Origin of the sequence: Kitasatospora terrestris (assembly GCF_039542905.1) — a bacterium.
In the GTDB taxonomy this organism is placed as follows: domain Bacteria; phylum Actinomycetota; class Actinomycetes; order Streptomycetales; family Streptomycetaceae; genus Kitasatospora; species Kitasatospora terrestris.
Genome location: NZ_BAABIS010000001.1, coordinates 5,698,096 through 5,717,015 on the forward strand (window position 1 = coordinate 5,698,096; position 18,920 = coordinate 5,717,015).

At 74.1% G+C, this 18,920-nt stretch carries 17 protein-coding genes; 2 read left to right on the top strand and 15 right to left on the bottom strand.

Annotation, left to right across the window (positions count from 1 at the left end; all coding sequences use genetic code 11):
- Window positions 1-14 precede the first annotated feature (14 nt).
- The 5 genes from ABEB06_RS26200 to ABEB06_RS26220 all read right to left on the bottom strand — a co-directional run bounded on the left by ABEB06_RS26200 (window position 15) and on the right by ABEB06_RS26220 (window position 7,545).
- Window positions 15-1,277, bottom strand: a complete 1,263-nt coding sequence (locus ABEB06_RS26200; protein WP_345699340.1) for a PP2C family protein-serine/threonine phosphatase — start codon at window positions 1,275-1,277, stop codon at window positions 15-17.
- A 3-nt stretch (window positions 1,278-1,280) separates the two neighbouring features.
- Complete coding sequence (locus ABEB06_RS26205; RefSeq protein WP_345699341.1) at window positions 1,281-3,749, bottom strand: tetratricopeptide repeat protein; 2,469 nt, start codon at window positions 3,747-3,749, stop codon at window positions 1,281-1,283.
- 5 nt (window positions 3,750-3,754) lie between these two features.
- Entirely contained in the window at window positions 3,755-5,071 is a 1,317-nt protein-coding gene (locus ABEB06_RS26210) for a hypothetical protein (protein ID WP_345701993.1), read from the bottom strand.
- A gap of 138 nt (window positions 5,072-5,209) precedes the next feature.
- Complete coding sequence (locus ABEB06_RS26215; RefSeq protein ID WP_345699342.1) at window positions 5,210-6,151, bottom strand: glutamate ABC transporter substrate-binding protein; 942 nt, start codon at window positions 6,149-6,151, stop codon at window positions 5,210-5,212.
- A 14-nt stretch (window positions 6,152-6,165) separates the two neighbouring features.
- Window positions 6,166-7,545 (bottom strand): hypothetical protein, encoded by a 1,380-nt coding sequence (locus tag ABEB06_RS26220; RefSeq protein WP_345699343.1) that lies wholly within the window; start codon window positions 7,543-7,545, stop codon window positions 6,166-6,168.
- A gap of 230 nt (window positions 7,546-7,775) precedes the next feature.
- Here ABEB06_RS26220 and ABEB06_RS26225 point away from each other — a divergent pair, with 230 nt between their 5' ends.
- Window positions 7,776-8,351 (top strand): nucleosidase, encoded by a 576-nt coding sequence (locus ABEB06_RS26225; protein WP_345699344.1) that lies wholly within the window; start codon window positions 7,776-7,778, stop codon window positions 8,349-8,351.
- Between the two features lie 126 nt (window positions 8,352-8,477).
- Here ABEB06_RS26225 and ABEB06_RS26230 read toward each other — a convergent pair whose 3' ends face one another.
- Window positions 8,478-9,074: a cysteine hydrolase family protein gene (locus ABEB06_RS26230; RefSeq protein WP_345699345.1), complete on the bottom strand. Its 597-nt coding sequence runs from the start codon at window positions 9,072-9,074 to the stop codon at window positions 8,478-8,480.
- Between the two features lie 71 nt (window positions 9,075-9,145).
- Between ABEB06_RS26230 and ABEB06_RS26235 the strand changes: the two genes are divergently transcribed.
- Window positions 9,146-10,120 (top strand): GlxA family transcriptional regulator, encoded by a 975-nt coding sequence (locus ABEB06_RS26235; protein ID WP_345699346.1) that lies wholly within the window; start codon window positions 9,146-9,148, stop codon window positions 10,118-10,120.
- Here the strand turns inward: ABEB06_RS26235 and ABEB06_RS26240 are convergent.
- The 9 genes from ABEB06_RS26240 to ABEB06_RS26280 form a co-directional block, all read right to left on the bottom strand.
- Entirely contained in the window at window positions 10,117-10,701 is a 585-nt protein-coding gene (locus ABEB06_RS26240; protein ID WP_345699347.1) for a hypothetical protein, read from the bottom strand. The genes ABEB06_RS26235 and ABEB06_RS26240 overlap by 4 nt on opposite strands.
- The gene (locus tag ABEB06_RS26245) at window positions 10,698-11,291 is read right to left on the bottom strand and encodes a hypothetical protein (protein WP_345699348.1); all 594 of its coding nucleotides are present in this window, start codon (window positions 11,289-11,291) and stop codon (window positions 10,698-10,700) included. The genes ABEB06_RS26240 and ABEB06_RS26245 overlap by 4 nt, the downstream gene beginning before the upstream one ends.
- A complete protein-coding gene (locus tag ABEB06_RS26250; protein ID WP_345699349.1) occupies window positions 11,288-11,890 on the bottom strand; it encodes a hypothetical protein in 603 nt (200 codons plus the stop codon). Before ABEB06_RS26250 ends, ABEB06_RS26245 begins: the two co-directional genes overlap by 4 nt.
- Window positions 11,891-11,985: 95 nt before the next feature.
- Entirely contained in the window at window positions 11,986-13,002 is a 1,017-nt protein-coding gene (locus ABEB06_RS26255; RefSeq protein WP_345699350.1) for an N-acetylglucosamine kinase, read from the bottom strand.
- Between the two features lie 43 nt (window positions 13,003-13,045).
- Complete coding sequence (locus tag ABEB06_RS26260) at window positions 13,046-14,326, bottom strand: 6-phospho-beta-glucosidase (protein WP_486334168.1); 1,281 nt, start codon at window positions 14,324-14,326, stop codon at window positions 13,046-13,048.
- An 8-nt stretch (window positions 14,327-14,334) separates the two neighbouring features.
- The gene (locus ABEB06_RS26265; RefSeq protein WP_345699352.1) at window positions 14,335-15,219 is read right to left on the bottom strand and encodes a carbohydrate ABC transporter permease; all 885 of its coding nucleotides are present in this window, start codon (window positions 15,217-15,219) and stop codon (window positions 14,335-14,337) included.
- 5 nt (window positions 15,220-15,224) lie between these two features.
- Window positions 15,225-16,181, bottom strand: coding sequence for a carbohydrate ABC transporter permease (locus ABEB06_RS26270; RefSeq protein ID WP_345699353.1), 957 nt, complete (start codon window positions 16,179-16,181; stop codon window positions 15,225-15,227).
- A gap of 4 nt (window positions 16,182-16,185) precedes the next feature.
- Window positions 16,186-17,532 carry an ABC transporter substrate-binding protein gene (locus ABEB06_RS26275; RefSeq protein WP_345699354.1) on the bottom strand — a complete coding sequence of 449 codons (1,347 nt, stop codon included), beginning with the start codon at window positions 17,530-17,532 and terminating at the stop codon, window positions 16,186-16,188.
- A gap of 103 nt (window positions 17,533-17,635) precedes the next feature.
- Complete coding sequence (locus ABEB06_RS26280; RefSeq protein ID WP_345699355.1) at window positions 17,636-18,829, bottom strand: ROK family transcriptional regulator; 1,194 nt, start codon at window positions 18,827-18,829, stop codon at window positions 17,636-17,638.
- Window positions 18,830-18,920 lie beyond the last annotated feature (91 nt).

Consider the following 18,920-nt stretch of genomic DNA (forward strand, 5'->3'; position numbering starts at 1 on the left):
CGGAAGAGCTCCTGTCAGTGGGTGGAGGATCCGGGTGCGTAGGCGGGGCGGTCCGGCAGGGTGGCGGCGTGGCCGTCGTGCCGGGGCTGCTGGACCGGCAGGTCCAGCAGGGTGGCTTCGTGGGACTGCGGCTCGGTGCGCGGGGTGATCGGCAGCACCGCGACGGTGATGTTGTCGTGGCCGCCGGCGGCGACCGCGAAGTCGACCAGCGCGCGGGCGGCGGCCAGCGGCTGGGTGCGGGCGTCGGCCCGGACGAAGAACGCCAGGTCGGTGGCGGCCTCGGCGTAGTTCCACAGGCCGTCGGTGCAGATCAGCAGGACGCCCGGGACGTGCGGCGTGAAGCTGACGGTGTGCGGGACCAGCTCCTCGGCGTCGGCGCCGAGCCAGCCGGTGATGGCGTGGGCGCGGGGGTCCGCGTACGCCTCGGCCTCGCTCAGGTAGCCGGCCGCGACCATCCGGGCGGCCCAGGAGTCGTCCTCGGTCAGCCGGTACGGCTCGGCGGTCTCCCGGTCGTCCGGGATCCAGTACGCCCGGGTGTCGCCGACCCAGCCGATGGTGACCAGGCCGGCCGCGGCGACGGCGCTGACGTAGGTGCAGGCGGGGGCGTTCAGCCGGCCGGACTCGTTGGCGGGGGTCCGTCCGTCGTACGCCAGGTCGGTGACCGCCCGGGCGGCGGTGCCGATCGCGGTGCGCATGGCGGCCACCGGGTCGGTGCCCTGCTCGAGCGCGGTCAGCAGTGACTCGGAGGCGGCGTCCACGGCGGTGGCGGAGGCCTCGTCGGGGCGGGCCGAGGAGGAGACGCCGTCGCAGACGACCGCGATCACGGCCTGCTCGCCGTCCGGGAGCGAGGTGCCGGCGATGGTGAAGGCGTCCTCGTTGCGGTGGTGCCGCAGGCCCCGGTCGCTGACCCCGGCCACGCCGGTGAGCGAACGCTCCTGGTGGTCGCGGGGCTTGGGCTGGGACTGGCCGCACGCCTCGCAGTAGCCGTCCGCGGCGACCTGGTCGGCCCCGCAGTGCGCGCACACCGCTGCGCCCGACGGCGCGGCGGATCCGTCCTGGCCGACCCCGACCCCGACCCCGGCACCGGGCCCGGCCGGAGCGGCCGACGCGTCGTCACGGACGCTCGGCAGCTCGGCGGCCAGGGTGGCCTCGACCGTCGGCGGTCCGCTGGGCGGCCCGCTCGGAGGGCTGTTGAGGTCGGCCCCGCAGGCCCCGCAGAAAGCGTCCTCCGGGTCCAGCGGTTCGGCACAGTTCGGGCACTCGGTCACTTGCGGCATCGCTCACACCCACGTTCGCGGGCGGGCCCGGTTCGCCCGCTCCACCATCTCGATCCTGGATTCGGCCCGGTCGGACAACCGCGCCAACACTCGATAGGAGTGTTCCAGGGCGAGGCGCAGTTCCCGCTCCGCCGCGGGATGTCCGAGGACGGTGCGCGTGGCGGACGGGTCGCCGGGGGTGCCGGCCAGCACCCAGCCGAGCGCGGAGTCCAGCACCTCGACGGAGAGCTCCTCGCGCCGCCGGTCGTCCAGCGCGAGCGCGGTCAGCTGGTCGGAGCAGCGGGTGAGTTCGGGGCCCAGCGGCTCCTCGGCGGTGCGGCCGCGCAGCCGGGCGCGGACGGTGCCGATCCGGGCGGCGGTGAAGTGGGCGGAGACCTCCGGGACGCCCTCCAGGGCGGCCACCGCGCCGGGGCGGTCGCCGACCGCCAGGCGGACCCGGGCCAGGCCGAAGGCGGCGCTGACGTAGGTCGGGTCGGTGCTGGAGACCAGCCGGTAGAAGGCGGTGGCGTCCTCGTGCTGGCCGAGCAGTTCGGCGCAGACGGCGAGTGCCAGCTTGGGGGCGGCCTCGCCGGGGAAGGCGTCGTAGAGCGCGTCGAAGGAGTCGGCGGCCTCGTCGGCGCGGCCGTCGGCGAGGGCGCACAGGCCGCGGCTCCACACCACCCGCCAGTCGCCGGGGTGGTCGGTCTCGAGTGCGGCGAGGGTCAGTTCGACCGCCTCGGCGTCGCCGAGTTCGAGCTGGGCGCGCAGGCGGCGCAGCCGCAGTTCGAGGGAGTCGGCGGGGGCGGCGGCCAGTGCGGCCAGGGCGTCGGCGGGCGCGGTGGCGAGCAGCGCGGCGAGGAAGCCGGCGTTCGGGTCGCCCTGGTCGACGCGCGGGACCGGCAGGGCCAGCGCGGTGGCCACCGGGTCGAGCGGTTCGACGGCCAGTTCGGTGTCGACCACCCGCAGTTCCGGTCCGAAGAGGGTGGAGGCGGCAGGCCGGGGCCGGCCGTCCTGGAGGGCCAGCACCTCGCGCAGCACGCCGGTGAGCTGGTCGGCCATCTCCTCGGCGGAGGAGAAGCGGCGGGCCGGGTCGGGGTCGGTGGCCCGGACCAGCAACCGGTAGTAGGACTCGTACTGGGCCAGCAGCGGGACCTCGTCCGGCCCGGGCAGCTGGTGGCGCCGGGCGGTGGCGTAGTCCGGGAAGTCGAAGGTGAGGACGGCGAGGGTGCGGGCGACCGTGTAGAGGTCGGAGGCGGCGGACGGTCCGTCGGTGGCGATCTCCGGGGCCTGGTAGCCGTGGGTGCCGTAGATCGGGCCGTCGTCGTCGAGGTGGCGGACCGCGCCCATGTCGATGATCTTGAGCGAGTCGTCGCTCTGGATCACGTTGTCGATCTTGAAGTCGCAGTACACCAGGCCCCGGCTGTGCAGGTACCCGAGCGCCGGCAGCGCCTCCAGCGCGTACGCGATGGCCTGCTCGACCGGCAGCGGGTCGCGCCGGCCGTCGGGGGTGCGGCGCTCGTTGGCGATGTCCTTGAGCGACTTGCCGCCGACGTACTCCATCACGATGTAGCCGTCGGCCGTGCCGGTGCGCGGGTCCGGATGCTCGGCGAAGTTGATGATCCGGACGATGTTGGGGTGGTCCACCTCGGCCAGGAAGCGCCGCTCGGCCACCGCGGCGGCCAGCGCGTCCTCGTCACCGGTGTCCAGCAGGCCCTTGAGGACGACCCACTTGTCGTTCACCCGGCGGTCGGCCGCCAGGTAGATCCAGCCCAGGCCGCCGTGCGCGATGCAGCCCATCACCTCGTACTGGCCGCCGACCAGGTCGCCGCGGCTCAGCTTCGGCGAGAAGGAGTACGGCGTCCCGCACTTGGTGCAGAAGCCCTCCGGGCGGCCCGGGGCGCCGTTCTTGCCGCGGCCGACCTCGCTGTCGCACTTGGAGCAGAACCGCTTGCGCTCCGGCACCTCCGGGTCGGCCAGGACGGCCTTCGCCGGGTCCAGCGTCGGCACCGGCGGGACGGTCACCAGCCCGGCGCCGAGGTTGCCCCGGCGGGTGGTGCCGGTGCCGCCGCGGGAGTTGCGCACCGAGACCGAACGGCCGCTGCCGGTGCGGGTGGAGCGGTTGGCGCCGGAGCGCACGGACGAGGACCGCACCGAACCGGACGTCCCGGAGACCCGGGCCGAGTCGGGCGAGCGGCGGGCCGCGGGCACCGCCGCGGCGGGCGCGGCGGCCAGCCCGCACTCCTCGCAGTAGCCGTCCCCGTCGATCGTCCCCCCGCAGTGGACGCACGGCCCGCCCGCCCCCTCCGGGACGCCCGTGCCACTGCCTGTCGCGCTGCTCGCGACGCTGCCTGTCGCGCTGCTCGCGACGCTGCCCGTCGTGCCCCCCGCGACGGTGGACACCGGCAGCGGCGCCAGGCCGCACTCGGTGCAGTACCCGTCCTCGTCGATCTCCCCCTGACCGGTGCAGTCCGGCCTGGTGCACGCCTGAGCCATCGGATTCACTCCCCCTGTCCGTCCTGGATGTCCTGCTGCCCGGGGTGCCGCTCGGGCGCGCGCAGGGCCTGCTGGAAGCGGGCCACCGCCTCCGCCGCCGCCCGCAGGTCGCACGGTGCGCTCCACAGCAGCCAGCGGGCCTTCTCGAACCGTTCCACCACCACCGGGTCCTCGGCGAGGCCGCGCCGGGCGGCCATCGCCTTGTACGCCTCCAGCCGGCCGCGCAGTTCCGCGCGGACCGCCAGCGGCTGGGCCACCTCGGTCAGCGAGTGCCGAGCCCGGGCCAGCTCCTTGGCGGCCGAGTCCTCCAGGGTGTCCAGCAGCGGCCCGAGCCGGTGCCACTGGCCGGTCTGCTGGAACTCCACCGCCTGCACGATCCGTTCGCGCAGCGCCGAGGCGGGCCCGGGCACGGCCGGCACCTCGGTCGAGGCGATCTTCGCCAGCACCTCGCCGCGGGCCCGCCGGGCCTCGGCGAGCGTGGCGTCGGCCCGCTGCAGCAGGTCGCCGACCTGCTGCAGCCGCTCGTGGGACTCGTCCCGCAGCCGCAGCAACCCCTCCAGCTCGACCCGGACGTCGTCGAGCTGCCGCCCGGCCCGGTCGAAGCCGGTGGTGTCCACCGCGCCGGTCGGCGAGGCCGGGGCGGGCGCCTCCGGGGCGGTGCCGCGCTGGGCGGGCACCCGGCTGGGCCGCCACAGCGCCAGCGGATCGGCCAGCACCTCGGCGCGCAGCGCGGTCAACTCCGAGGCCAGCCCGGCGAGGTCGTCGGCCAGCGGGTGGCTGCCGGGCCGCACCCCGACCGACAGCGCCAGCATCTGGACCCGGCCCAGTTCGGCGAGCAGCAGGTCGATCCGGGCGGGCAGCGCGGACCACACCGCGTCGACGGCGTTGACCACCTCCAGCACCACGGCGTACCAGCCGTTCATCCGCTCCATCAGCTCGTCCAGGCCGACCCGCTCGACCAGCCGGGCCGGTCCGGCGCCCAGCCGGCCCGCCGCGTCCGGCAGTTGGCCGCCGGAGACGGTCACCGAGGCGCCGGTGAGCAGCTCGCTCAGCTCGGCCAGCTCGGCGCTGCCGGGACGCCCGCGCCGGGCCCGGACCGCGCGGGCCGAGGCCAGCGCCTCCGAGTACCGGTCGAACAGGGACCACAGCAGCCCGAGGCCCTGCTCGGCGACCGCCCAGCGCTCCTGGGTCCGCCCGGACAGCGCGGCGCCCTCCAGCAGCCGCCGGCCGGGGTGGTCCTGCAGGGCGAGCAGCGCCGCCTCCACGGCGTCGCGCTCCGCGCCCAGGCGGGCCAGGGCGCGGTCCACCTCCTCCCGGTTCATCACCGGGCCGGCCGTTCCTGCCAACGCGGGTCCCTCCCTCTCTCGGTCCGTGCGGTACTGACGGATGGTCGGCCTGTCGGCCTGTCGGCTCAGAGTCTCCCGGATGGTGGAGTGGGACGTGACGCCGGTACCGGCCCGCTACGGCAGGTAGCCGTCCGGTGACCCCATGGTGGAGGCGAGCCAGTGGTCGTAGGAGGCCCGCCAGCCGCCGTCGGCCCGCCACTCGGCCACCACCTGGTTGACCCACGCGACCAGGTCGGTGTCGGCCTGGTTCATGCCGATGCCCATGTAGCTCGGCAGCACGGTCTCCGGGATCAGTCGCATGGTGCGGTCCTGGGCGAGCTGGGAGGCGGCCAGCGCGCTGTCGGTGAAGGTCGCGTCCACCTCGCCGAGCTGCATCAGCACCAGGCAGTCGAGCTGGTTGTCGGTGGTCCTGATCTCGCTGGCGCCCCGGCTGTCGCGCTTGAGCTCCAGGTGGGTGGAGGAGTTCTCGGCCGCGCAGACCCGCTTGCCGCGCAGCGCCTCGGTGAAGGACTTCGCGGTGGACGAGCCGGGCACGGCGAGCTGCTGCGAGGTCCGGAAGTACGGCACCGAGAAGGAGATCTCCTTCTTCCGGTCGCAGGTGATCGTCATGGTGCGCACCACCATGTCGACCTCGCCCGCCTTGATCGCGTCGATCCGCCGCGCGGTCGGCAGGGCCTTGAGCGTCACCTTGTTCGGGTCGCCCAGGACCGACTTGGCGATCGCCCTCGCCAGGTCGATGTCGAAGCCCTCGATCCGGCCGGACTGCGGGTCGCGGAAGCCCCAGTTGAAGCTGTTCTGGTCCACGCCGACGACCAGCGACCCGCGTTCGCGGATCTTGCGGATCTTCGCGCCGACGTTCTTGGCCGGCGGCAGGCTGGCCGCCAGGTCGCAGTTGTCGTCGGCCTGCAGCGCCCCCTCGGCGGCCTGCTCCACCACGGCGGCGGGCCGCGTGCCCCCGGCACCCTGCGAGGTGCCGGCGCCCAGCACCCCGGCCCCCAGCACCGCGGCCGCGACCAGCGCGCGGGCCCCGACCGTCCGCATCCTCGTACGCCTCATCGTTCCCGTCCCCCTCACCGGTACTCCGCCAGCCGGCGGCCCACGCCCCGGACCACGCCGATCGCGGCGCCCACCGCCAGCACCGCCGCGCCCACGGCCAGCAGCTCCAGCGAGCCCCCCACCCCGGACGCCGCCGCCTCGAAGCGGCCCTGCTCGACCGCCGCCGCCTTGCCGAACTGCTCGTCCATCGCCTTGAACGCCGCGTCCGAGGTGTCCCCGCCGGTGGCGCTCAGCGTCGCCCTCAGCGCCGCGTCGTAGTCGCCCGACGCCTGCTGGTCGGCCGCTGCCTGGTGGCGCTTCTGCCAGGCGGCGAACTGCTTGCCGGCCTCGGTCATCGCGGCATTCGCCCCGCTCGGCGCCACCTCGGACGCCCACGCCACCGAACCGGGCTGGCGGGACGGACCGTTCAGCGGGTCGGCGAGGGTCTTCCAGGCCTTGGAGTAGGTGTCCGAGGAACCCCGGTCGACCAGGTTGAGGTTCTCCGCCGCGTGCGCCTGGAGGGCCGAGATCCGGACCCGGTTGAGCTCGGCCAGCGGCCGCGAGCCGGTCTGCCGGCTGTCCGCCAGCGCCGACCCGGCGGCCGCGGACCCGGCGGCCAGCCACACCACGGCGACCAGCACCGCGGCGCTCGCGCCCACCAGACCCACGTTGAACACCCGGTTGGTCCGCCGGAACAGCACCACCTGGTAGCGGGCCAGCGCCCCGAGCGCCAGCAGCCCCAGCAGCAGCGCCACCAGCGGGTAGGCGCTCGCCGTCTCCTGGTCCCGGTCCAGCTGCTCCGCCTCCGCGTCGACCAGCTTCTGCGCGTTCGGCAGCATGGTCTGCTGCATCAGCTTCGAGGCGTACCGCAGGTAGGCGCCGCCGAGCGGCAGGCCCTGCCGGTCGTTCGCCCGGGCGGTCTCCACCAGGCCCGCGTACCGCGGAAGTTGCTGGTTGAGCTCGGCGACCGAGCGCTGCGCCTCGGGGGACGACCCGGTGCGCGCCGCGGCCTGCGCCAGCAACCGGGCCGCGGTCGCCAGGTCGTCCTGGTAGCGCTTGCGGATCTCCGGCGGCTCCGCCCCGGCCAGCAGGAAGCCGCCCGCGGCGGTGGTGTCCGCGTCCGCCAGCGAGCGGTAGATCTCCGCCGCGTCCTGGCTCAGCGGCTGGCTGTGCGACACCACCTGCGAGGCCACCACCGCCCGGTCGGCCACCTGCCAGGCCGCGACCGTGCCGAACAGCAGCACCAGCGCGGCCAGCACCCCGCCCGCCAGCCGCAGCCGGCCCGGCGGGGTCTGCGCCTGCGACCGCAGCCGGCCCAGCGCGCCGCGCGGCCCGCGCGGCACGGGCTGCCGCCCCGCCTGCGCGGGAAGCCCCGCAACGGCCCCCTGCTTCTGCGTGATTACCGGTGTTCCCACCGCCCACCCTCCCCTGTGGCCCGCCCCTCGGAGCGGGCCTCGGCCCGCAGCAGCAGTATGGCGGCGGGCGCTGACGATCACACGTGAGTTGTGCCGGACTTGAGGTTGTTCAGCGTTGTTCCGTGTCGGCGTTCCGCGATGTTCCGCAGGCGTTCCGAGAGCGGCGACGCCCGTCGACGGCGTCCGGTTCCGACCGCGGCGGGCGCCGGACGGATTTGTAGCATGGCGGCATGCGCCTCATCGGAACCGTCTCACCGGACCGCCCGCTGCTCGTCGTCGCCGTCCGCGAGGAGGCGGCCCATCTGGACGAGCGGCTGCCCGTGCTGCTCACCGGCATCGGGAAGATCAACGCCACCGCCGCCCTGGCCACCGTGCTGGCCTGCGGCGAACTGCCGTCCCAGGTCGTCAACCTGGGCACCGCCGGTGCGCTCAAGCCCGGCTGGGAGGGCACCCACGAGGTGGCGAACGTGCTCCAGCACGACCTCGACACCCCGGTCCTGAAGGCGCTCACCGGCCGCACCTACGGCGCGCCGATCGACCTCGGGGCCGGCGGCGGGCCGACCCTCGCCACCGGCGACCTGTTCGTCTCCGACCCGGCCGCCCGCGACCGGCTCGCGCTCAGCGCCGACCTGGTCGACATGGAGGGCTACGCGATCGCCACCGTCGCGCGCCGCGCCGAGGTGCCGGTCCGGCTGGTCAAGCACGTCAGCGACGAGGCCGGCGAGGGCGCCGACCTGACCTGGCGGGAGTCGGTCGACGGCTGTGCGAAGGTCCTCGCCGCCTGGGTCCGCGACCACCTGCACTGAGCCTGGGTCCGCGACCACCTGCACGGGGCCCCGGGAACGGCGGTCGAGGACGCCTCGATCGAAAGCCGGCGGCGGCGGCCCGGAATCCACCGGGTCCGCCACCGGGTCCGCCGCCGGGGCGGGGGCTCAGGCCTGAGCGGCCTTCAGCACGTCCCCGGTGGTCACCACCTTGGCGAACCTCATCCGGTGCAGGACGGCCGCGGTCGCCCGGGCCAGCTGTTCGGCCGGGATCGGCACGCCGTCCGGCCCGGCCATCGCGAAGGTGTGCATCGCGTCGGTCGGGAAGACCACGTCGTAGCCGAGGTTGCCGCCCATCCGGGCGGTGGTCTCGTTGCAGACGTTGGTCATGATCCCGGCCACCACCAGCTGGGTGGCACCCCGGGCCTGCAGCCACGCGTGCAGGTCCGGGGTGCCGTAGAACGCGCTGTTGACGGTCTTGGTGATGTGCAGGTCCGCCGCGGCCCCGGCCACCACCGGCTTCAGCTCGTACCCCGGGGTGCCCGGCTGGAGCGGGCCGCCCGGAGAGCCGTGCTGGACGGTGACGACCGGCCGGCCGGTCGCCGCCCAGGCGTCCAGCAGCGCGGCCATGTTCGCCTCGGCCTGCGGGTTGTCGCGCTCGCCCCAGAAGGCGGCGTCCTCGAAGCCCTGCTGGACGTCGATCATGATCAGGACGGCGTCGGCGGCGAGCTGGAGCGGGGCGTCGAATGCGCTGGTGTTCGTCATGGCTCCATCCTGCGAGCCCGCGGCCGGGGCCGGTGAGAGGCGGAAGAGCCCACCATCGATACATTCCTGCCATGCGCACCGTTGGCTGCCTGATCTTCGACGGCGTCCGCGCCTTCGACTACGCCGTCATCACCGAGGTCTGGGCGAACCGGGCCGCCCGGCCCGGCCTGCCCGGCTTCGACCTGCTGGTCTGCGGACCGCCCGGCGCCCGGGTCGCGCTCACCGGCGGCCTGGAACGCGTCCCCGACGCCGGGCTCGACGCGCTCACCCGCTGCGACCTGGTCGTCGTCCCCGGCATGGCCGACCCGCTGGCCCCGTTCGACCCCGCCCTGCTCGACGCCGTCCGCGCCGCCCACGCGGCCGGCGCGCAGATCGCCTCGCTGTGCGCCGGCGCCTTCCTGCTCGCCGGCGCCGGACTGCTCGACGGCCGCACCGCCACCACCCACTGGTGGCTCGCCGACCGGCTCGCCGAACGCCACCCCGCCGTCCACGTCGACCCGCAGGTCCTGTTCACCGGCGACGGCCGGATCTGGACCTCGGCCGGGGTCGCCGCCGGCATCGACCTGTGCCTGCACCTGGTGCGCACCGCGCACGGGCAGCAGGCCGCCGCGGAGATCGCCCGCTCCATGGTCACCGCGCCCTTCCGCACCGGCGGGCAGGCCCAGTTCATCCCCTCGCCCGTCCCCGCCGCCGCCGAGCGCGACGACCCGCTGACCGCCGTCCGCGGCGCCGTCCTGGCCGCGCTCGACAGCCCGTGGACCGTCGGCCGGATGGCCCGCGAGGCCGTCATGTCCGAACGCACCTTCGCGCGCCGCTTCGCCGAGGCCACCGGCACCCCGCCGCTGCGCTGGCTCCTCGAACAGCGCGTCCTCGCCGCCCAGCGGCTCCTGGAGGAGACCGACCTGCCGGTCGACGCGATCGCCGTCCGCTGCGGTTTCGGCTCCGCCGTCTCCCTCCGCCCCGTCTTCACCCGCCGGGTCGGCGTCGCCCCCCGCGAGTACCGCCGCACCTTCCGCGGCCGCACCCCCGACATGGGCACCGCCTAACGAGGCACCCGTCGCGGCTCCCCGGGCCGCCCCGTGGCCGGGTCCAGGGGGTAGACGAGGAGCGACCGCCAACCGGTGACCGTGACCTCGTTCGGACCGGTCCAGGCCACACCCTCCAGGGCCTCCTCGTCCCACTCGGTGCCCAGGGCCCAGTGCCGGGCGGACCAGCCGTCGCCGGTCCGCACCTCCACCAGGTACCGCGGGCCGAGGACGTGGGAGACGTCCGTCACGGTCACCGTCCGGCCGGAGCGGTCGGCGGCGGAGTGCTGCTCGACGGGCGCCCGGTGGCCGCCGATCAGCAGGGTCAGGCCCCAGAGCGTGACCGTCGAGGCGACGGCGACCGAGACGACGATCGAGCCCTGCTCGAACCCCCAGCCGGGCCGACGACGCACTTCCAGCAACATCGCGGCGGCCGCCACCACCGGTGCCGCCATCAGCACGGCCGCATGGTGGAACCAGGCATCGACCCGCACCAGCCCGCCGTCGGCGCAGGCCAGCAGCCCCGCCCCGTAGGCGAGCACCGGAACCAGTGCCAGCCCTCCGAGCGCCCGGACGAGCCACGTGCCGCGACGCCCGGTCACCGCCGCACCTTCCGGCCCTCGTCCGGGCGGCCGGTGGCCGGGTCCAGGGTGTAGACCAGCAGGAAGTCGTAGAAGGTCAGCGTGAGCTCGTCGGGGCCGGTCCAGGCGGCGCTCTCGAAGCCCAGGTCGTCGTGCCAGACGCCGAGGTCCCAGTGCCGGGATGACCACCCGGCACCGGTGTGGAGCACGATGTGGTGCTTCGGGTCGGGGGTGAGGCCGACGTTGCCCACCTCCACCCCCCGGTCGTTCCGGCCGGGGGCGCTCTCCCGGCCGAGGGGATCCCCGTCGCGGACGAAGAACGCCAGCACCAGGGCGGCGGGCAGGGCCAGGCCGCAGAGGGTCGCCAGGATCCCCGCCGGGACGGTCGCCCGCGTGGTCCGGTCCTTCGCCCCCACCGAGAGCGCGGCGATGGCGGCCGCCATCGCGACCGAGGGCAGGACCACCGGGTGGAAGAACAGGAGCTTCACCAGGTCCAGGCCGCCCTGACGGCAGGCCAGGGCGCCCACCAGCAGGAGCAGGAGCGACAGCAGCGCCGCACCCTGGAGGACCCAGGGGAGCCGGCGGCGTCGTTCGGCCGTCGTCACGGTCACCGCGACACCTTCCGTCCCTCGTCGGGGCGGCCGGTGGCCGGGTCGAGGGTGTAGACGGTGCGGGAATCCTCGCGGACGACGGTGATCTCGTTGGGGCCGGTCCACTCGGTGCGGCTGTAGCCGTAACCGGCGAACACGCCCAGGTCCCAGTGGCGTTCGGACCAGCCGGTGCCGGCCCGGAGTTCGATCTGGTAGACGGGGTCGATGAAGTCGATGTTGGTGACGGTCACCAGCCGGTCGGGGCGCGCCGGGGAGGTGAGCCGCTCCAGCTGGTCGGTGCCGCCGGACAGGGCGAGCGCCAGGAAGACCACCAGTGCGCCCGCGAGGACCAGGGGGGCCAGGAGCGCCGCGCAGCCGATCTGGGACCACTTGGTGCGGAACTCCAGTTCGACCACCAGCGAGACCACGACCAGCGCTGTCGCGCCGCCGACCAGCAGTAGCGGATGGTTGAACCAGGCCTCGACCCGGACGCGTCCGCCGTCCGACGCGGCCCGCCCGCCCGGCAGGTAGGCCAGCACGGCCAGCAGCGCCACCCCCCGCAGGCTCCAAGCCAGTTGGCGGCGCTGCCGCTTGGTCATCCACTTCCCCCGGGTGATCATTCCGGGGACTCTACTATGTGGGCCCGCCGCCGCGCGGCCGGTCGGGTGTGCGGACCCGGTGCGGACGCGCGGCGGCGGGGGATCGGGGGTCGGCGTCAGGCGGCTACCGGGTGGACGCTGGGGTAGGCGTCGCGGAGGCGGTGCTGGGCGGCGGCCCCGGCGCCGAGGTGGTCGAGGCCGAGGAGGGCGGCGCCGAGCACGGGCGGGGCGACGACGACGCGGGGTTCGGCGAGCGGGGCCGCGGCGGCGAGCCGGGCCAGCAGGTTGTCCATCAGCAGGGGCTGACGGGACGCCAGGACGCCGCCGCCGAGGACGACCGGGACGGGTTCGCCGATCAGGTCGAGCCGGGTGAGGGCGACGGTCACGAAGCGGGTGATCTCGTCGGCCTGGCGGTCGATCAGTTGCAGCGCGGTCGGGTCGCCGGCCTCGCCGGCGGCGAAGAGCACCCGGGAGACCTCGTGCAGCCGGCCCGGGTCGAGGTCGCCGAGGTGCATGGCCTCGGCGACGGCGACGGCGCCGGGCAGGCCGAAGTGCGCGCCGATCATGGTGGAGAGCAGGGTGGGCCCGCCGCGGCCGTCCTCGGCGCGGGTGGCGTGCCACATGGCCTCGGAGGCGAGTCCGCCGCCGCCGCCCCAGTCACCGGTCAGCGTGCCGAGCGCGGGCCAGCGGGCGGTCCGCCCGTCCGGCCGCAGGCCGACGCAGTTGATCCCGGCGCCGCAGACCACGGCGACGCCGTACGGACCGTCGGTGCCGGCCCGCAGCAGGCCGAAGGTGTCGTTGGCGACGGCGGTGCTGGGGGCCCAGCCGCGGGCGGCGATCTCGGCGTGCAGGCGCTGCTCCTCGACGGGCAGGTCGGCGTTGGCGAGGCAGGCGCTGACGTGGGCGGCGACGGGGCCGTCGGCCGGCAGGCCGGCCTGGGCGGCGGCGGCGCGGACGAGCGGGGCGAGTGCGCCGACGGTCGCTTCGACGCCGTTGGCCTGCGGCTGGAAGCCGCCGCCGCGGGCGGTGCCGAGGACCCGCCCGTCGGTGGAGACGAGGGCCACGTCGGTCTTGCTGTTGCCGGCGTCGATGGCGAGGACGCCGGGGAGGTGCTCGGGGTGCGGTCTGGTCATCGGTGCGTCCCCCCAGGGTGGTGCGTGGCGGTCATGTGGGTGGTCACGCCCAGCCGAGGTGCTGGCGGTTGTGGGCGATCAGCCGGTCGGTGAGCCGGTCGGCGAGGTCGATCTGGCCGATCAGCGGGTGGGCGAGCAGGGCGTCGAAGACCCGGTCGCGGCCGCCCTCGAGCGCGGCCTCCAGGGCGAGGTGCTCGTACGCGGTGACGTTCGCGATCAGTCCGGCGTAGAGCGGTTCGACGGGGCGCTGCGGGAGCGGGCGGACGCCGGTGGCGTCGACCTCGGCGGGGACCTCGACGACGGCGTCGTCGGGGAGGAAGGGCAGGATGCCGTCGTTGCGGGTGTTGACCACCTGGACGCTCTTCTGCCCGCCGGTGCCGAGCAGGGCGGCGATCAGCTGGACGGCGGCCTCGGAGTAGAAGGCGCCGCCGCGCTTGCCGAGGAGTTCGGGCTTGGTGTCGAGGGCGGGGTCGGCGTACATCTCCAGCAGCTGCTTCTCGATGGCGGCGACCTCGGCGGCCCGGGAGCCCTTCTCCTTGAGCTCGGCGACGACCTGGTCGTGCTGGTAGAAGTAGCGCAGGTAGTACGAGGGGACGACGCCGAGCCGGCGGACGACGGGCAGCGGCAGGTGCAGGTCGGCGGCGATCTCCTCGCCGTGGCCGGCGAGCAGGTCGGGCAGCACCTCGCGGCCGGTGGCGGCGCCGGGGGCGTCGAGCAGGGTGACCCCGCGCTCCCAGGTGAGGTGGTTGAGGCCGACGTGGTCGAGGCGGATCAGCTCGGGGTCGACGCCGAGGTGGGCGGCGAACTTGCGCTGGAAGCCGATCGCCACGTTGCACAGGCCGACGGCCTTGTGCCCGGCGGTCTGCAGGGCGCGGGTGACGATGCCGACCGGGTTGGTGAAGTCGACGATCCAGGCGTCGGGGTTGGCCCGGCGGACCTGCTCGGCGATGTCCAGGACGACCGGGACGGTGCGCAGCGCCTTGGCGAGGCCGCCGGCGCCGGTGGTCTCCTGGCCGACGCAGCCGCAGTCCAGCGGCCAGGTCTCGTCCTCGTTGCGCGCGGCCTGGCCGCCGACCCGCAGCTGGAGCAGGACGGCGTCGGCGCCCTGGACGCCGGCGGTGACGTCCACCGAGGTGGTGACGGTCGCGGTGTGGCCCTGCTTGGCGAAGATCCGGCGGGCCAGGCCGGCGATCAGCTCCAGCCGGTCGGCGGCCGGGTCGATCAGGACGAGTTCGCCGATCGGCAGGGTGTCCCGCAGCCGCGCGAAGCCGTCGATCAGTTCGGGGGTGTAGGTGGATCCACCGCCGACGATGGCCAACTTCAGTGCAGACATCAGCCTTTGACTCCTGTGAGTGTGACGCCTTCGATGAAGGCTTTCTGGGCGAAGAAGAACAGGACGATGACCGGCGCCATCACCAGCAGGGTGGCCGCCATGGTGAGGTTCCAGTTGGTGTGGTGGGCGCCCTTGAACGACTCCAGGCCGTAACTGAGCGTCCAGGCGCCCTCGTTCTCGCTGGAGTAGATCTGCGGGCCGAAGTAGTCGTTCCAGCAGTAGAAGAACTGGAACAGCGCGACCGCGGCGATCGCCGGCCTGGCCATCGGCAGCACCACCCGCAGCAGGGTGCGCAGTTCGCCGCAGCCGTCGATCCGGGCGGCCTCCACGTACTCCTTGGGGATGGTCAGCAGGAACTGGCGCAGCAGGAAGACGGTGAACGCGTCGCCGAAGGCCATCGGGATGATCAGCGGCCAGAGCGAGCCGGTCAGGTGCAGCTGCTTGGCCCAGAACAGGTACATCGGGATGACGGTGACCTGCGGCGGCAGCATCATCATCGAGATGACCGCCATCAGGGCGAGGTTGCGGCCGCGGAAGCGGAACTTGGCGAGCGCGTACGCCACCGGGACGCTGGAGACCACGACCAGCAGGGTGCCCAGCCCGGCGTACAGCAGGGTGTTGCGCCACCAGGTGAGGAAGCCGGGGGTCCGCCAGACCTGGGCGTAGTTGCCCCAGCGCCACTCGTGCGGCCACAGCTCGGAGGTGAGCGCCTGCTGGTCGCTCATCACCGAGGTCAGGAACACGAAGACGAAGGGCAGCAGGAAGAACAGCGCGGCGGCGACGGCCAGCGAGTGGACGGCCACCCAGTTGAGCAGCGCGCGGCGGCGGATCGCGGGGGCGGCGGTCGCGCGGGCGGCGCGGGCCGGGGCGGTGATGGTGGTCATCGCGCTCACTCCTCGTTCAGGAAGCCGGCGCGGCGGCGCAGCAGCAGGGAGGTGAAGGCCATCGAGAGGGCGAACAGGATGACCGCGACCACGCACGCCGAGCCGGTGTCGAAGCGCTGGAAGCCGAGGCTGTACACCATCTGCGGCAGGGTCCAGGTGGAGCCGTGCGGGTAGCCGGGCTCGAACTGCTGGCCGGAGCCGCCGATCACGCCGCTGGCGACCTTCCCGGCGACGATCGCCTGGGTGTAGTACTGCATGGTCTGGATCACGCCGGTGACCACGGCGAACAGCACGATCGGGGTGATGTTCGGGAAGGTCACGTAGCGGAACTTCTGCCAGGACCCGGCGCCGTCCAGCTCGGCGGCCTCGTACTGCTCGCGCGGGACGTCCAGCAGCGCCGCCATGAAGATCACCATCAGGTCGCCGACGCCCCACATCGCCAGCAGGGTCAGTGCGGGCTTGGACCAGGCCGGGTCGGTGAACCAGCCGGGCTGCGGCAGGCCGAGCTCGCCGAGCAGGTGGTTGACCGGGCCGGTGCCGGGGTTGAGCAGGAAGGCGAAGGCCATCGTGGCGGCCACCGGCGGGGCCAGGTAGGGCAGGTAGAAGGCGGTGCGGAAGAAGCCGGCGCCGGTTCTCACCTTGGTGATCAGCAGGCCGATGCCGAGGCCGAAGGCGACCCGCAGGGTGACCATCACCGCGACCAGCCACAGGGTGTTGCCGAGCCCCTGCCAGAAGAACGGGTACTTGGTGAGGACGTAGTCCCAGTTCTTCAGGCCGGTGAAGGTCGGCGGGGCGAAGCCGTCGTACCGCATGAAGGAGAAGTAGACGGTGGAGACCAGCGGGTAGGCGAAGAACACGCCGAAGCCGACCAGCCAGGGGGAGAGGAACGCGAGGGTGCGGGCCCGCTCCCGCCGGCGCTTGCGGCGCAGCACCGGCGGGAGGGAGGAGCTCAGGACTGCCATGCCGTCACTTCGCCTGGTCGATCGCGTCGTCGATCTCCTTGGCGGTGGCCGCCAGGCCCGCCTTCAGGTCGCTCTGCCGGCCGGCCTCGACCTCGTAGCTGAGGTTCTGCAGCGAGACCTGGTAGGCGCCGCCGTTGACCGAGGCCGGGGTGGTCGAGGAGTTCGGGTTCTTGGCGATGTCGACGAAGGTGCGGAAGGCGGCGTCGGTGTCCAGCTTCGGCGAGTCGAGCGCGGCCAGGGTGGACGGCACGTTGTGGATCGCGTTGGCGAAGGAGACCACCGCGTCGGTGTCGGTGGTCAGGAACTTCACCAGCTCCCAGGCGGCGGTCTGCTTCCTGCTGCCCTTGGCGATGCCGATGATGGTGCCGGTCTGGTAGCCGCGGCCGTAGCTGGCGGCCTGGTCGTCCGGCACCGGGAAGGGCGCGGTGGCCCACTCGAAGTCGGGCTTGTCCTCGGCGAGCGAGGCGGTGCGCCACTCGCCGTCCAGGGCCATCGCCACCTGCCCGGCGGTGAACGGGTTCTTGGCGCTGAACTCGTCGCCGAAGCCGGTGCGGAACTTCTCCAGCTTCTCGAACCCGCCGAGCTTCTCCACCAGCGCCTTCTGCCAGGTCAGCGCGGCGGTGACGGTCGGGTCGGTGGCCACGTTCGACTTGCCGTCGGCCCCGAAGTACGTGGAGCCGAACTGGCCCAGGTAGTGCGCGATGGAGGTCTCGTAGCCGTGGTAGTTCGGCATGAAGCCGAGCTGCTTGAACGAGTCGCCGTCGGCGAGGGTCAGCTTGACCGCGGCCGCCTCGAACTCGCTGAAGGTCTTCGGCGGCGCGGTGATGCCGGCCGCCGCGAAGGCCGTCTTGTTGTAGTAGAGCCCGTACGCGTCGCCGAGCAGCGGCAGCGCGCACTGGTTGCCCTTGAACTGGCTGTACTTGAGCATCGCGGCGGGGAAGGTGGCGGCCGGGTCGATGCCGTCCTTCTTCAGCATCGGCGCCAGGTCGGTCCACACGTTGGAGGAGCAGAACTTGCCGACGTTGTCGGTGGTGAAGGAGGACACCACGTCGGGGGCGTCCGAGCCGCCGGCGCGCAGTGCCTGCTCGCTCTTGTCGTCGGCGATGTTGCCGACCACCTTGACGTGGATGTTCGGGTGCTTCTTCTCGAACGCGGCGATGTTGTCGTTGATCGCCTTGACCTCGTTCTCCTGGCTCCAGCCGTGCCAGAAGGTGACGGTGACGTCCTTGCCGGCTGCCGAACCGTCGTCGGCGGAACCGGAGTCCGTACCGGTGCAGGCGGTCGCGAGGACGGCCAGGCAGGTGGTGGAGACGAGGGCGGCGGACGCGCGGCGAAGGCTGTTTCTGGCCATCTGGGGGCTCTCCTGGGAGTACGGGGGCAGGCGGCATGGCCCGTCGGCCCGTGTGCGGGGGACGGGAGCGTGGTGCGGTGGTGCCGGTGGTGCATCGGTCGGGTCAGTGGGTGGAGAAGAGCGCGTCCCGGGCGGTGGCGAGGGCGCGCTGGAGCGCGCCGTGCAGGACGGGTGAACCGGGCACGGCGGAGCTGCGCACCTCCGGCCGGGGCAGTGAGATCCGGGCCAGCTCCTCGGCGACCATGGCGCGCAGGCGCTCGCCGCCGGCGGTCGGGGTGGAGCCGGAGAGGACCAGCAGTTCGGGGTCGACCACGGCGACGATCACGGCCAGGCCGACCGCCAGCCGTTCGGCCAGCGCGCGCAGGAAGCCCTCGCCGGCCGGGCTCGCGGCCGCCCGGGCGACGGCCTGCTCGGCGCTGGCGGCGGTCAGCCCGTGCTCGGCGGCGAGCGCCAGCACGGCGGGCTCGCCGGCCAGGTCCTGGAAGCCGCCGGAGCCGTCCTTGCGCAGGTCGTCGACGACCGGTGCGCCCGGCACCGGCATGTAGCCGACCTCGCCGGCGCCGCCGGTGAAGCCGCGGTGCAGCCGCCCGCCGATCACGATCGCCGCGCCGATGCCCTCCTCGGCCCAGAGCAGGACGAAGTCCTCGCAGTCGGCGGCCGCGCCCAGGGCCTGCTCGGCCACCGCGGCGAGGTTGACGTCGTTCTCGATCGACACCGGGACGCCGAGCGCCGCCTCCAGGTCGGCGACCAGGTCGGGGGACTGCCAGCCCGGCAGGTGGGAGGCGTACCGGAGCTCGCCGGTGGTCGGGTCGAGCGCGCCGCCGATGCCGATCACCGTCTCGTGCAGGGCGTCCGCGGGCAGCCCGGCCAGCCGGACGGTGTGCGCGACGGCCTCGGCGATGCCGGCGGCGGTGCCGGTGACCGGCCAGCCGGCAGTGGCGACCCGGTGCTCGGCCAGGGTGGCGCCGGTGATGTCGGCGACCGCCACCCGCACGTGGGTGGAGGTCACGTCCAGGCCGGCGACGTACCCGGCCGCCGGGTTGACCTGGTAGAGCTGCGCGTTCGGCCCGGGGCCGCCGGCCGTGGTGCCGACCGGGACGACCAGGCCGGCCGCCTCCAGCCGGGCCAGCAGCTGCGAGGCGGTGGGCTTGGACAGGCCGGTCAGGCTGCCGATCCGGGTGCGGGAGAGCGGCCCGTTGGCGAGCAGCAGCTCCAGCGCGGCGCGGTCGTTGATGGCGCGCAGCAGGCTCGGGGTGCCGGCGAGCGGGGGACGGGTGGTGCGGCGGTTCTCGGTCACGGCCAGATACTCCTCTCACCGGTCCGGTTCGGCCAACTGTTAGGAAAGTTTCCAATCCCGGGAGTGGTGGTGTCAAGAACGCGAACGGCCC